At 48.7% G+C, this 13105-nt stretch carries 11 protein-coding genes; 5 read left to right on the forward strand and 6 right to left on the reverse strand.

Translation table 11 applies throughout. The features are described from left to right. Nucleotides 1-123: 123 nt before the first annotated feature. From acnA to L3N51_RS02410, 5 genes are all read right to left on the reverse strand, one after another. Complete coding sequence (gene acnA / locus L3N51_RS02390; RefSeq protein ID WP_238025215.1) at nucleotides 124-2646, reverse strand: aconitate hydratase AcnA; 2523 nt, start codon at nucleotides 2644-2646, stop codon at nucleotides 124-126. Between the two features lie 68 nt (nucleotides 2647-2714). Continuing rightward, a complete protein-coding gene (locus L3N51_RS02395) occupies nucleotides 2715-3845 on the reverse strand; it encodes an LUD domain-containing protein (protein ID WP_238025377.1) in 1131 nt (376 codons plus the stop codon). Beyond that, a complete protein-coding gene (locus L3N51_RS02400; protein ID WP_238025216.1) occupies nucleotides 3839-4717 on the reverse strand; it encodes a (Fe-S)-binding protein in 879 nt (292 codons plus the stop codon). Before L3N51_RS02400 ends, L3N51_RS02395 begins: the two co-directional genes overlap by 7 nt. A 29-nt stretch (nucleotides 4718-4746) precedes the next feature. Further along, complete coding sequence (locus L3N51_RS02405) at nucleotides 4747-5652, reverse strand: hypothetical protein (protein ID WP_238025217.1); 906 nt, start codon at nucleotides 5650-5652, stop codon at nucleotides 4747-4749. Beyond that, a complete protein-coding gene (locus tag L3N51_RS02410; protein ID WP_238025218.1) occupies nucleotides 5649-5816 on the reverse strand; it encodes a hypothetical protein in 168 nt (55 codons plus the stop codon). The genes L3N51_RS02405 and L3N51_RS02410 overlap by 4 nt, the downstream gene beginning before the upstream one ends. 130 nt (nucleotides 5817-5946) lie before the next feature. Between L3N51_RS02410 and L3N51_RS02415 the strand changes: the two genes are divergently transcribed. From L3N51_RS02415 to L3N51_RS02435, 5 genes are all read left to right on the forward strand, one after another. Continuing rightward, the gene (locus L3N51_RS02415; RefSeq protein ID WP_238025219.1) at nucleotides 5947-6804 is read left to right on the forward strand and encodes an FAD-binding protein; all 858 of its coding nucleotides are present in this window, start codon (nucleotides 5947-5949) and stop codon (nucleotides 6802-6804) included. A gap of 141 nt (nucleotides 6805-6945) precedes the next feature. After that, a complete protein-coding gene (locus tag L3N51_RS02420; protein ID WP_238025220.1) occupies nucleotides 6946-8262 on the forward strand; it encodes a class II fumarate hydratase in 1317 nt (438 codons plus the stop codon). A 161-nt stretch (nucleotides 8263-8423) separates the two neighbouring features. Continuing rightward, a complete protein-coding gene (locus L3N51_RS02425; protein ID WP_238025221.1) occupies nucleotides 8424-10055 on the forward strand; it encodes a hypothetical protein in 1632 nt (543 codons plus the stop codon). Between the two features lie 50 nt (nucleotides 10056-10105). Further along, nucleotides 10106-11926, forward strand: coding sequence for a thermopsin (locus tag L3N51_RS02430; protein WP_238025226.1), 1821 nt, complete (start codon nucleotides 10106-10108; stop codon nucleotides 11924-11926). A gap of 103 nt (nucleotides 11927-12029) precedes the next feature. Next, entirely contained in the window at nucleotides 12030-12302 is a 273-nt protein-coding gene (locus L3N51_RS02435) for an ArsR family transcriptional regulator (protein ID WP_238025231.1), read from the forward strand. An 18-nt stretch (nucleotides 12303-12320) separates the two neighbouring features. Here the strand turns inward: L3N51_RS02435 and L3N51_RS02440 are convergent, their stop codons facing one another. Continuing rightward, nucleotides 12321-13103: an aldose 1-epimerase gene (locus L3N51_RS02440; protein WP_238025232.1), complete on the reverse strand. Its 783-nt coding sequence runs from the start codon at nucleotides 13101-13103 to the stop codon at nucleotides 12321-12323. Between the last annotated feature and the right edge of the window lie 2 nt (nucleotides 13104-13105).

Below are 13105 nucleotides of genomic sequence, written 5' to 3' on the forward strand. Positions count from 1 at the left end.
TTTAAGTTATATTCCGTTTTTACTTTTTCCTCTTCTGAGATACTTGGAAAGAGTGGGTTTATGTCAAGACTACAGACGCAGAAACTAGGCGGGCAGTGAGGCATCTGAACAGCTCCTAAGGCCCTAGTCCTGCATGACTCTCTTGAAGACGTAGTTCAGTATGTTACCATGTCTTACATATTCTAGCTCAGTCCTTGTATCAATTCTGGCTATTCCCTTCAATGTTCTCTCGGTTTCCCCTCTGACCCTTATGGTTACAGTGGTTCGCGGTTTCATTTCATCCAGCTCCACGTCTACAATCTCATTTCCCTTCAGGTTCAGAGACTTCCAGTCTGCTTCCACCGGGATGACGCCCATGGCCACCAGGTTACTTCTGTGGATCCTTTCGAAACTCTCCGCTATCACAGCCCTTACTCCCAGTAGCGCAGTTACCTTGGCTGCCCAATCCCTTGAGCTTCCAGTTCCGTACTGCTTCCCTGCAAATATGACCAGGGGTACTCCCTCGCTCTTGTACCTCATAGCAACCTTGTATACCGTGTCCACAGTGCCATCGGGATAATGAACGGTGAACCCGCCCTCACTATTTACGAGAATGTTCTTCACCTTGGGATTCGCGAATCCACCTCTCAGCATAACCTCGTGGTTTCCTCTTCTTGCACCATAGGTGTTGAGCTCCCTAGCTCCCCTCTCCTCAAGATACTTTGCAGCATCCGAGTCCTTGGCTATGGGACCTGCTGGGGAGATATGATCCGTGGTTACCTTGTCACCTAGCATCATTAGAATTCTGGCGTTTCTAATTTCCTTGAATTCTGAGCTCTCCTTGAACCACGGAGGTTCCACTATGTACGTGGACTTTGGATCCCATGCAAAGGTCAAGCCTCCTTCAACAGGCAATTGTTTCCAGTTTTCATCGCCATCGAATATCCTTCCCTTCTGTTCACTGTAGAACTTGGGGTTCAATGCCAGCGTGAGATAAGATGATATTTCCTTCATGCTCGGCCATACGTCCTTTAGGTAAACCGGTTTACCGTTAGGATCTATGCCCAGAGGTTCGTTCTCAAAGTTAATGTTGATCCTTCCAGCCAGCGCATATGCCACCACCAGTATTGGAGACGCCAGGTATGTTCCCTTAAGCAAGGGATTTATCCTACCCTCAAAGTTCCTGTTTCCGCTGATGACAGCATATCCCTCAATCCCCTGCTTCAGATCTTCCTCGACCTCACTGGGTAGGGGACCGGCATTCCCAATACATGTGGTGCATCCAAATCCCACAACGTGGAAACCCAATGCCTCCAGGTAGGGGGTTAACCCAGCCTCATTCAGGTACTTAACCACTATTGGTGACCCAGGTGCCATGCTTGTCTTGACGTAGTTCATGGACCTGAGACCCATAGCGACTGCCTTTCTAGCCAGTATTCCGGCCCCCAGCATTACCGTTGGATTTGAGGTGTTGGTACAGCTGGTGATTGAGGCCAGCACCACACTACCGTCTGCTATCTTCTTTCCTTTCTTGTTACCCGTCTTTAGCTCGGCCATCTTCCTTAGGGGCACTCTCTCATCGGGATTTCTAGGCCCGGCCAGAGACGGTTCCACATCGGATAGGTCAATGTTCACCACATCGGTGTATTTGGGTTCCACTCCGTAGAAGATGCCCTGAGCCTTAGCGTATTCTCCCACCATCTTTGCGTCCCTATCAGTCGCCCTGAGGTAATTCAGAGTTTGGTCATCAATGGGGAAGTAACCCACGGTGGCACCGTATTCAGGGGCCATGTTTCCTATGGTGGCTCTATCTGGCACAGACAGATGGGAGAGGGCGGGGCCAAAGAACTCCACGAACTTTCCAACAACTCCCTTCCGTCTAAGCGTCTCGGTAATGTATAGCACCACGTCGGTTGGAGTCACTCCCTCTCTCACTTCTCCCGTGAGTCTAACACCAACAACCTCGGGCACCGTCATGTAGTATGGTTCTCCAAGCATGACCGCCTCGGCCTCAAGACCTCCCACTCCCCAGGCCAGTACCCCAATACCGTCTGCCATGGTTGTGTGGGAATCTGTTCCGATCACAATCTCGGGAAACGCGGTGAGAACGCCTTTATGTTCCCTGAGGTCCACAACCTTGCTCAGGAACTCTAGGTTAACCTGGTGGATGATACCATTACCTGGGGGAACTATCCTCAGGTTGGTGAAAGCTCCCTGGGCCCACTTCAGGAACTTATACCTCTCCTCATTTCTCTCAAATTCCCTCCTCATGTTAAGGGACAGGGAATACTCGGTTCCAAAATAGTCCACCTGCACAGAATGATCTATTACCAGGTCAGAGGGTAGTCTGGGATTGACGCGGGAGGGATCCTTCCCTCTCCTCTGTAACTCTGATCTCATGGCTGCGAGGTCTACCAGCAGGGGAACTCCAGTGTAGTCCTGCATGATGACCCTGGTAGGAGAAAACGCGAAGTCCTTACCGGTTTTCCATCCGGCAATAACCTCAAGGTCCTCTTCCGTGATCTTCTCGCCATCGAGGTTCCTAAGGACGTTCTCTATGAGGATTTTTATGGAATAGGGATATTTCTCTACATCAAACCCCATTTCCTTGAGCTGGGAAAGGGGGTAATAGTAAGCGTTTCCTATCTTGGATTTCTCGATTTTCATGCAAGTTAATAGCGTTGTGACAATAAGAGATTTTTCTATGGGTAAGAATGGGTGAGAAAGCTTAAAAGTCAGCTCCAGGCCCTGGCCTTTATCTTCTCCAGTACCTTGGGGATGTTTATTTTCATGGGGCAGACCTCCTTACATCCACCTGAATGGGTGCAGAGGAGTGAGGGCTTTGGGTCGCCAAACACGATGTAAGACCACATGGAGCCCATGGGACCTGAGTAGGGAGGAACGCCCCATTTTCCATCCATCGCTCTGTACACTGGGCAGTGAAGATGACATCTCCCACACCTGATGCAGAGCAGGGCTTCCCTCAGGTCAGGGTCCTTTGATGCCCTCACTCTCCCGTTATCAATCAGGACCAAGTGGAACTCCTTGGGTCCGTGGGCAGGGCTCACTCTCTTCATCTCAATATCCCCAGTGGAACTGGGCCCTGAGGTCAGGTTAACGTATGTTGGTGGATATAGACCTGCATAGGCTGCCTGAACCATGGCCTCCATCATTGCGTGGGGGAGAGTGGGTACAATCTTTTCAAAACCCGCCACGGCAATGTGAAGGGGAGGGGATACAGTGGTAAACCTAATGTTTCCCTCATTTTCTACAAGGATGATCGAACCTGTATCTGCCGCTATGGCGTTGGCACCGGTTATTCCAACCTCAGCATTGACGAACTTGTCCCTCAGGAACTCTCTCACTCTGGCCACTATCTGCTCGTGGGTGGAGTTGGGGGGAAGCCCTCCCAGAGCTTCCCTGACAAGTTCCTCGGCCCTCTCCTTTGACATGTGAACTGCAGGCGCTATAATGTGGGAGGGTGGCTCGTTCGCTAGCTGAATTAGGAATTCTCCGAGGTCAGTCTCCCATACCTCTTTTCCCATGTTCTTGAGATGTTCCCTCAATCCTACCTCAAAGGCCACCATTGACTTGCCCATGACAATCTTCTTTCTGTCTCCAATTATCTTGGAGACTACTTCCCTAGCCTCCTCAGAGTTTCCGACCACATGTGGCACTCCACCAATTCTTTTCACAGACTCCACTGTTTGTTCCACGTAGGACTCGAGGTTGTTGAGAACCTCCAACTTGGCCTCCCTCAATTCCCTTGCAAGCTCAAGGATGTAGGTATACTTCTCCAGAACGTTGTAAACCCTGGGGACGTTGTTTCTTATTGTCCTCTCGATCGCAATTTCCCAGGTCATAATATCACCTCAGCTATATCCTTCACTTCTCCCCTGAAGTGAGGCGATAGGGTGATGTAACAGATGGGGCACATCACCAAGAGTTTGTTGGAGAGTCTGTTGAGCTCCTGAGCCCTCTTCTCTGCTATGGATTCGCTCAGATCTCTGTTAATCAGTGCGATGGGGCCTCCACAGCAGGTTGAGGTCTCCCTCCCTGTTACGAGAAAGTCCTCGTTTAGCTTAATTCCCGATTTAGAGATAAGCTCCCTGTATCTATCCCTCAGGTCTAGGAACCTGGAGTAGAGGCATGAATCATGGATGGTGAACTCTCCCTCAATCTTCTTCTCCGTATCCACAAGCTGGAGATAGTTCACAACCTCCACGTCGAAGGGGACAAACTCCGCGTACCTAGTCAATGCGTTGTGGGTGTGAGGATCCACAGTGATCACCCTCTTCACACCCCTATCCCTCAGCAGTGACGCTACTCTCCTGGCATGATTGGCGAAATCCTCCAGGAGGCCTGCCTCCAGGAGAAGGGCGCCACTGTATGGCTCGTCCTCATAAAGGTAACCAGGATTGATTCCTCTCCTTCTCAGGGCATTCACTACGTTGTTCAGGATTTTGTATGCCCTGTCAATCTCCTCCTTGGATGGCTTTACAAGTTTGGCCAAGGAGGATAGACCCTTGAGGGCTCCTGTGAAAATCCCAGTCATCGAGGAAAATTTGCTCAGGGTGGGAACCACGGGTTCAATCTGATACATGCAGGATGTGAAAATGATGGTTTCTCCTCCGTGGGGAAGGTCCTTCGCCCAACCGGAGCACACCTTCTTATCCACGGGGAAGGGCATATCGTACTTGTCTAGGCTTTCCTTGAGGAAAGATCTGAGACTTTCCATACCTGATAGTGGTTGAAGTGGTAAAAATGTCACGCTTTAGTTTCCTTACTAATCCTCCCCTTGGTTCTGGTCATTTCCCTGTAACTCATTATCATACTAATCACCCCCAGCACTCCTACAACGGTCACAACTAGAAGGAACCCCACATCTATGGCGTTAAGGTTAGGAATGGAGACTCCTGTGGATAATGCCCAGTTATCAATGCTAGGGAACAGGATGATGAGCAGGCCCACCAGTGAGAACGTGATTCCTCCGTAGTACAAGACTCTGCCTGCGGTTTTGCTACCAACGTATCGTATGTCCTCCTCGGTTAGCTTCTTCACCTTCATCAGGTTGGCAAACAGTGCCCCAAAGATTATCTGCATAGTCATGGTGCCCAAGCCGAACATCACCCCAGGTAAGGGAGCAAAGATTATACTCGGCATCCTAGGTGCCAGCACGAAGGTGATGATGGAGGCATAGGCTCCAAATCCAAATCCCGCAATCAATCCGTGGACGATGGTCATCTTAATGGGCGGGTCCCTCAGTTCGTTCCTCTCGGCCATGGGATCGTGATGTTCACTACCCAGAAGCCTGTCAATTGGTAGGTGGACATATCTCCCCTTCAGGATGTAAGATCCGGCTATGGCCATTACTATCCCCACTATCATGTATACTGGTCCATCGAGGTTGTACCTGTTGTAGATTTCAGCCAATCCTAGGAATCCTAGAGTCGTTAACAGTGCTCTCTGAGCAGTGAAGCCAAGAGAGAACAGGAAACCTGCCTTCATCCCTCCCTTGGTACTGTACTTCCCCACAGCGTAACTGAAGGTTATGGGCCAGGTATGCTCGTCAGGCGTTGCCCCATGCATTAAACCTAGTATGAATGAAATCACCAGAATCTCGCCAATAGTTAGGTCCTGAGGAGGATTCAGCAAAAGTTCAAGGAAATTCATTTTTCATCAAATATTAGGGTCACCCTAAAGAATATAAAGTTTTTGTTTTCTGAAGGATTCATGAACTGGTCCAGTGGTGAAAGTCTGATCCCTGCTCCGCCTATCACCACGTTTAAGGAAACTGCGTCTCCATTATCGACATGGGGGTAAGAGACCAACAGCATTTTATAACTGTACTAGGTACACACAAAAATGCTTCAGACTGGTTAGCAATTATTTCTTGACAGATCGATCTAAAAATTTTCATCAAAACGCCCTTTCCCTTTTAAGGAGTACGAGAAGAATGTAATAATCATGGAAATTAACAACGACATAGAATTACTGGGAATCCTTAGGAGTGCCAGGGTTGAGGGAAAGACAGTTTCCATAGTGGGCACAGGAACACATTCACGCAAAAGCGCAGACTTGATTGTCTCCACACTGAAGATGTCAGACTTCGAGATAAAGGGAGGAGAGGTAGTGGCGCAGGCCGGCGCCTCAGTGACCAAGATAAGGGAGGAGGCCATGTCCTCTGATCTCCTTTTCCCATCACTCTATGATGGTACAGTGGGGGGCTTACTTGCACTGAATGAGGCATATCCAATCTCCACGGGGTACGGTACACCTTACTCTTTCACACAATGGGCTAAGGTAGTCACACCGGTAGGTATCCTGAAGTGGAGAGGATTGATTGGTTCCAAGGGCCTTCTCGGGGGATTCACTGAGGCCTCCATGAAACTTTATCCCCGTCCCCATAGGGTAGTGACGTTCACGAAGAGGGTGGAAACGGAGGAGCTCATCAAGTTGTATGGACAGGCCCTGGGATTGAAACCTCTTGCCTTCCTCGTTGAATACGATAATGGTTACAGACTTCACGTCTCCCTGAGTGAGGGCGAACTTGAGGGACTGGAGTCCTATGAGGGCGTTCCCGTGGTTGAGGAGAGCGATAGGGGAAGCTATATGGTGAAAACCGAGGACCTCAGTTCATTCATGGAATTAATGGAGAGGGTGAAGCCCATTTACGCCTACTATATACACGGCGTTAAGTGGAGCAAGGTTTACACATCTGAGGAAAATGAACTAAACGGGTGGGAGTATTTCCCCACAGGAGACGTACCAGGCGTTGTGAAGAAGTTAAAGAGGGTTCTAGATCACTGGAACACCTTAGTGTAAAGCAAGTCTGTCTCTGAAGGTTCAGGTTTCTCCAGTCCCTTCAAGCCTTTCGGGAAATCACGACACTTTAACTGATCTCAACATCATCGCCTCACTCTCAACCTGAGGAAAGCCTTTATGCCAATTTCACCTCTCTATCTCATGAAATACACGGAAAGTGCACCCAAACTCTTCATGAATACGGGAACAAGGTTTCATAAATCTCTAATTTTTGCCATGGGCGTTGTAAAGTATTCATGTGCAAGGGCAAACGTGACCCTGGGCATTCTAGATCAGCAGATTGGGAAGGCAATAGAGCAGGCATCCATGGAACTGATGGAGGGTAAACACGACGACAAAATTATACTCGACGTATTCCAGACAGGCTCTGGAACGGGACTTAACATGAACGTGAATGAGGTCATTGCAGAGAGGGCCTCGCAGATTTCAGGTCTAAAGGTACATCCCAACGATCATGTTAACATGAGTCAGTCCTCCAATGACACTGTACCCACAGCTATCAGGATAGGCGCGGTGAAGCAGGTCCAGGAAAAATTGGTCCCGGCTCTGGAGGGGATAGTGAGTTCCCTGCGCGAAGCTGGTGACAGGTACTCCTCAGTGGTGAAGTCGGGCAGGACTCACCTGAGGGATGCAATGCCAGTTACCCTTGGTCAGGAACTTCACGCGTATGCAGATGCCCTCTCTCACGATCTCAACATGCTCAAGACTGTTCTTGAATACGTGAAGGAGCTACCCATTGGAGGCACAGCGGTGGGTACAGGAGTGAATTCTCATCCTAAGTTCAGGGAGACAGTTATTGCAATTATCAACCAGGTCACGGGGCAGGGTTTCACCCTTGCCAACCCCTTCAGAGGTTTGAGGTTCCTCACCGATCTACTGACTCTCAGCGGGGTAATGAGAACCATTGCCGTGGAACTTTACAGAATGGCCCAGGACTTCAGGTTGATGTTTTCCGGACCAATGACAGCAATAGGTGAGATCGACCTTCCTACGCAGGAGGAGATAGCCGGGAGCAGTATTATGCCAGGAAAGACCAACCCTGTGACAGCGGAGGCATCAATGCTGATAGCAGCCCAGGTAGTTGGGTTGGATCAGGCTAATCAGTTTGCGTCAAACCTAGGAGAATTCGAGCTGGCCATGGGAGTCCCCTTGATAGGGCAGAACGTGGTCACGCAGGTGGACCTCCTTTCCGAGGGCCTGAACAAGTTCTCCTCTCTGCTGATTAAGGGAATGGTCCCCAACCAGGAGAAGATGAAGAGGTATGCGGAAAGCAGTCCGGCGCTGGTCACCGTAATCTCCCCCATAGTGGGATATGATAAGGCGTCACAGATAGGGAAAATGCTTAACAGGGGAATGTCCATCAGGGAGGCACTTAGGGAACTTGGATTTAGTGATAAACAAATAGATGATATACTAGATCTAAGTAAACTAGTAAGACCTGGAATACAAACCAAGTAAAAGGATTTATAATTTTTATTTTTAGCTAAGGAGATATATTTAATCTATTTCTCAACGAGCAATCAGTCAGTTAATCAGATATTTTCATATTCCGCTCAAGTGGAACTGCAACTAACAAATCAGTCTTAAATAGAGGAATGTTCAATTCCTCTTAGATAAAGATGGAAAAACTCTTCATCCCAATGTTAGTAATCTTGGCCCTGGGAATTACTGCATCAATTTTTAGTGTAACTGCTATTTCAGACTCAAACCAGAGTAATTTAACAGTAGTTTATCAGAGATATGATAGCGTGTACAACGTGGGTCTTGGACTGCACGTAATTCACGGGCTTCACGATCTTAATGGCACTATTTACTATTACGTATCTAATGCCACCTATACCTCAACCTACTCTGGTGAGAGCGTAAGGGTTCAAGGCAGTTCCACCCTATATCAGCTGAGTACTGGAAGCGTGAAGGATTACAAGGGCAACATTACTGTGAGCCTTTCCCCTATGGGAACTCTCACCGTGACTTCTCAGATACCACAGCTCATCAGGCTCGTGGTTAACACCTCTGGAATGACTGAGCTTGTTTGGGCAGGACTTGCTGGTGCCAATGCCTCCATAACAACGCAGGCCTATGTGAATGAAACCGGCATGCTCACCCTAGTGTTCAGCAATGGAACCTCTCTGGCTAACATCACCGTGCCCCTTACAGTGGGCAACCACGAGTTTAGCGAAAACCTCAACCTGGTTCAGGTAACTTCCACAGTGATAGCTCATTCCACCAGGGAAGTAGAAGTACAGCAAAACTTCCCGAGGAGATATGAACCCGAACAGGACGAGCTACAGGTAAGCAATGGGAGCGTTAACGCCACAACCAACTACAACACTACCCTAGCCTACTTCAATGGCTCACTGGTTCCTGCCCTAGTGTGGAAGGGAGAAGGGTTCGCCCTGATGGACCTTGGATTCGGCAAGTTCGGCGTATCAGGACAGTCATACTATCAGTTCTCTACCATAGAATTCTTCGGAGTTAACGGTACGGTACTGGGATACGTTCATAACAGCTTCCTCTCCAAGCAGGGAAGCAGGGAGGGAATTATCTCGAATTCCTTCTCAAGCCTGGTCGCCGGAGAACTCAAGATGGTCACAGGTCACGTGAAACCTCCTAGAGCTGAGACGGAGGCCGAGGCGGAAGTACATGGTGTGCCAGTGATAGTTGTGATAACTTCTAACGACTCCGCCGAGTCTACCGCCTATATCAATCTGACCCATCCAGTCTACGTGGTGGAGCATGGTCACGGTGAGGGGGCCCACCTAGTTGAGGTATCACTGAACGGTACCTATCAGTTCTTTGTGGTAACGCCCAGTGGAAAGGTCATTAACGTTACCGTGACAAGGCCAGAAAACGTTACTGAAACCGTAGTTAACATGACCGGTCATCAATTCCCGGCTCAAAAGATAGTGGTGAACGCAAGTGGAAGCATACTGTTTAATGTCACTCTGCTCAAGAACGAGAGTGTCGTGGTTTATAAGGAGGTTAACGGTTCCCTAGTCCCCTTGAACTCCACTAATTACTTCGTTGTGAACGGTAAGCTGGTGATATATGACGATCCATCCAACACGTACTATGCAGTTTACGGCGCATCCAGCACATCCACAACCAGTTCATCCAGCACATCCACAACCTCCTCAACATCCTCCACCTCCTCATCCCCAAGTTCCGGGAATACATTGCTATACGTGGCCATAGCCGTAGTAGTGATAATCATAGTGGCAGTTGTAGCGATCCTGATGAGAAGAAAATAACAAGTGGTAAATAAAGGAAAGACTTTTATTTTTTCAACAAATTTTCAGCCATGAAGTGGCTACTATTTACTATATTGCTCGGAATATCGCTGTTTCCCGCATTTTCACTTGAAGCACCAAGCTCTGTTATACTCAGTGCGGGCCAGTATGAGTACATCCCGCTGAACGTTAACACCACGGAAATACTTTCCTACTCCTGGAACTCCACAGGCAGTGTAGCCGTAATGGTAATGAATCAGTCACAGCTTCAGGAGTTCCTTAACACCACGGGTAATCCGTACAAGGGTGTGGCAATCCTTAACTCCTCATTTAGTAACCAGGTTTTACTCACCCCTGGTAAATACTATCTCGTGCTTTACGCCTATCTACAGCAGGTAACCCTTCAGTACACCATGAGGCTGAGTCCCGCACAGGTGTCCTACACTTTACCTCCAGGGTACCAAGAAAACTACCGGCTTAACCTGACCTATCCCTTCCACCTATACCTCTATCTAGTCTCCAATAATTCATTTTCCTTGCAGGTGACCTCAGGTAACGTGACTTATTTCTCTGTAGGGCCCTCTAGGGATGAACCTCTGACCTTCGTGAATCGCACACTTACCCTGAACCCAGGTAATTACTCTATCACAGTGATTAATCCCGGATCCTCGACACTGGCAATCTACTCCTCAGTTCTGTATGCCCCTACCTATCCCGATCCACTATCCTTGAACAGGACTGATTTTCCCATGGGTGTGGCCAGTTATGGTCTATTTAACAGATCCGGAGTGCCGGTCCCATACGTGGTTAGGGCATCTTCGGTGATCGGATTTGCCAACATTTCCTCGATACTCGCATATAATCAGACAGCAAAGGAGCTTAACGTATCTCCTTACTCCGCCAGTCTTCAGTTGAACGTTCCCCTGGTTGTGGTGAATGGAAAGGAAAACCAGACCTACTGGGTCCAGAACGTCATTGTTTTCATCACCAATGAGTCCACCCTATGTTTCCAGTCCTCGGTTCTGAACGTTACCAATGAAAACGCTACCCTCACAAATGTTACAATTCAGGGTAAGGGTGGGGTTTATCCACCGTTTAATAACGGAGTATATTACACATACAGGACCCAGAGCGTAGAATACAGGACACCCCTCTCCCTTTTGGTTTCTGTGAACGTATCCATACTCAAAAAGCTTGGAGTGAGGATAGGCTTCGACTATAAATTGATTGAAAACGGTACGGTGGTTAACGGGAGCTGGAAACAGTTCGACTCCTCTCTCATTCTGGATCCAAGCGCCACCCAAGCCTATCTCTACGTTAATGGATATAACTCTCCGCCTACCCTCAATTTCTATGACGCGGAGCTAGTGTTCGGGGGAGGAGGAAACGGAGAGGTAGCCTATTTCCAGAACCTTTCAGCGTCGTTGGCACTTTTCTATTATAACGGATCGCTTCATCCCTTCCCCAGCATCTACAGCTTTGGTGCTGACACGGCTGAAGGTAGCAGTGACTTACACGTCTCCCTGATGAATAATCTTGTCTCTGTCTCCAAAGGACAGCAGAACCCAGTCTTCCTCACGAATCAGTTTAACGCGTCCATACCCACGCTCCGAACCGTGATCACACCTGTTCATAACCAAACAAATACGATCACCAAGACCCAGACCAATACAACTACATCAACAACCAGCAGTACCAATACAACCAAGAAGGTCACACCGCCACCCAGTAACTCAACTCAGACTTCATCAACTCAGACTTCAGGGGTTCCTGCCACCAAGGGGACCGGATTACCTCCCTACCTGATACCCGGTGTTGTGGTTGGAGTTATTGTGATAGCAGTGGCGTGGATACTCATTAACAGGTTTAGAAAGCCCACTCTCGACATATAGCCAAGTTCATCTAGGCCAGCTCACCTCTTCAATAATTTCGACTCGATATCACCCCCTTAAGCTAGGGTTTTTTACTAAGTTCTCGTCTAGTTGATTAATGAACATGAGACAACTAAGGATACTGACCCTCTTACTGGAGGGGGAACTTAGCACGTCAGAGATCGAGGAATACACGGGAATCAGCGGTCCACGTCTGAAGAGGGATCTGGATGCTCTCCTGAAGCAGGATTTCATTGAACAGAAGGCCATAATAGGCGGTGAGCTTATCCTGAGCATAACGCAGAACGGGATAGATGAGCTAATGAGGGAGTATCCCATGCTCAAGGACCTTCTCCAGGATATGGAACAGGTCCTATGTCTGAGATTTGGTTGCTAGCTCAGTGTATTGTCCACATTACAGCAACTGCGCCTCTATCCTGATCTCAAATCTTCTCCTTTCCCCAGAGGCCAGGGTTAGCAGTCCTATTCCGTTGTTAAACGCGTCTGGGGCACCGCTCATTGGCTCAACGGCAACAGAGCCCGGGATTCCCGTGTAAAGCTGAACGAAATCCATCCCGGGTTTGGAGATCTTTATCTTGGAGTATCTAGAGGAAAGGTTCAAGTCTCCGGGCAAATGGAAGCAATCGTCGTACTCGCCCTGCATTATTGTGAAATCTATCATCTCTCCTGTGGGTATCTTATCCTTCATCACGCATCTCTTTGCCCTGTTTGGATATATTTCCCACTCTCCCTCAACGATGAAGTAGGGATGGGTTCCCACAACTAAGGGAGCTTCATCTCCCTCATTTTCCACCCAGATGACACATGTTAATCCGTCCTTGAGAAGGTAGTCCACTTCAATAAGCAAGCTCGAGGGATAGCCCCTATCCGCCAGTTGCAACCCAAGCCTCACCTCTCTCTCGTCACTGGAAAGGATCTGAAACGTCTTGTCCATCACTAAACCATGAATGGCATTTCCTTCCCTGTTCACGGGGAGAGTGTAGGTTTTTCCCTTCCATTCATATCTACCTCCCTTGATCCTGTTGGCAAATGGAAGTAGAATGGCCATCCCTCCCCTGGTTTGCCTCTCCTGACCCTCCGCAATCACGTTCTTCCCATTTACCCTAAAGGAGCGAAGATATGCACCCCTTTGATCCACCACCGCTTCCAGGTCCCCTGAGGATATCTTAATCTGCATGG

Source organism: Metallosphaera javensis (ex Hofmann et al. 2022), assembly GCF_022064045.1.
Classification (GTDB): Archaea; Thermoproteota; Thermoprotei_A; order Sulfolobales; family Sulfolobaceae; genus Metallosphaera; species Metallosphaera javensis.

Bases quoted from the DNA above. Each gene is read 5' to 3' on its own strand.
- acnA (WP_238025215.1), bottom strand. From the start codon at position 2,646: ATGAAAATCGAGAAATCCAAGATAGGAAACGCTTACTATTACCCCCTT.
- L3N51_RS02400 (WP_238025216.1), bottom strand. From the start codon at position 4,717: ATGGAAAGTCTCAGATCTTTCCTCAAGGAAAGCCTAGACAAGTACGAT.
- L3N51_RS02405 (WP_238025217.1), bottom strand. From the start codon at position 5,652: ATGAATTTCCTTGAACTTTTGCTGAATCCTCCTCAGGACCTAACTATT.
- L3N51_RS02410 (WP_238025218.1), bottom strand. From the start codon at position 5,816: ATGCTGTTGGTCTCTTACCCCCATGTCGATAATGGAGACGCAGTTTCC.
- L3N51_RS02415 (WP_238025219.1), top strand. From the start codon at position 5,947: ATGGAAATTAACAACGACATAGAATTACTGGGAATCCTTAGGAGTGCC.
- L3N51_RS02420 (WP_238025220.1), top strand. From the start codon at position 6,946: ATGAAATACACGGAAAGTGCACCCAAACTCTTCATGAATACGGGAACA.
- L3N51_RS02425 (WP_238025221.1), top strand. From the start codon at position 8,424: ATGGAAAAACTCTTCATCCCAATGTTAGTAATCTTGGCCCTGGGAATT.
- L3N51_RS02430 (WP_238025226.1), top strand. From the start codon at position 10,106: ATGAAGTGGCTACTATTTACTATATTGCTCGGAATATCGCTGTTTCCC.
- L3N51_RS02435 (WP_238025231.1), top strand. From the start codon at position 12,030: ATGAGACAACTAAGGATACTGACCCTCTTACTGGAGGGGGAACTTAGC.
- L3N51_RS02440 (WP_238025232.1), bottom strand. From the start codon at position 13,103: ATGCAGATTAAGATATCCTCAGGGGACCTGGAAGCGGTGGTGGATCAA.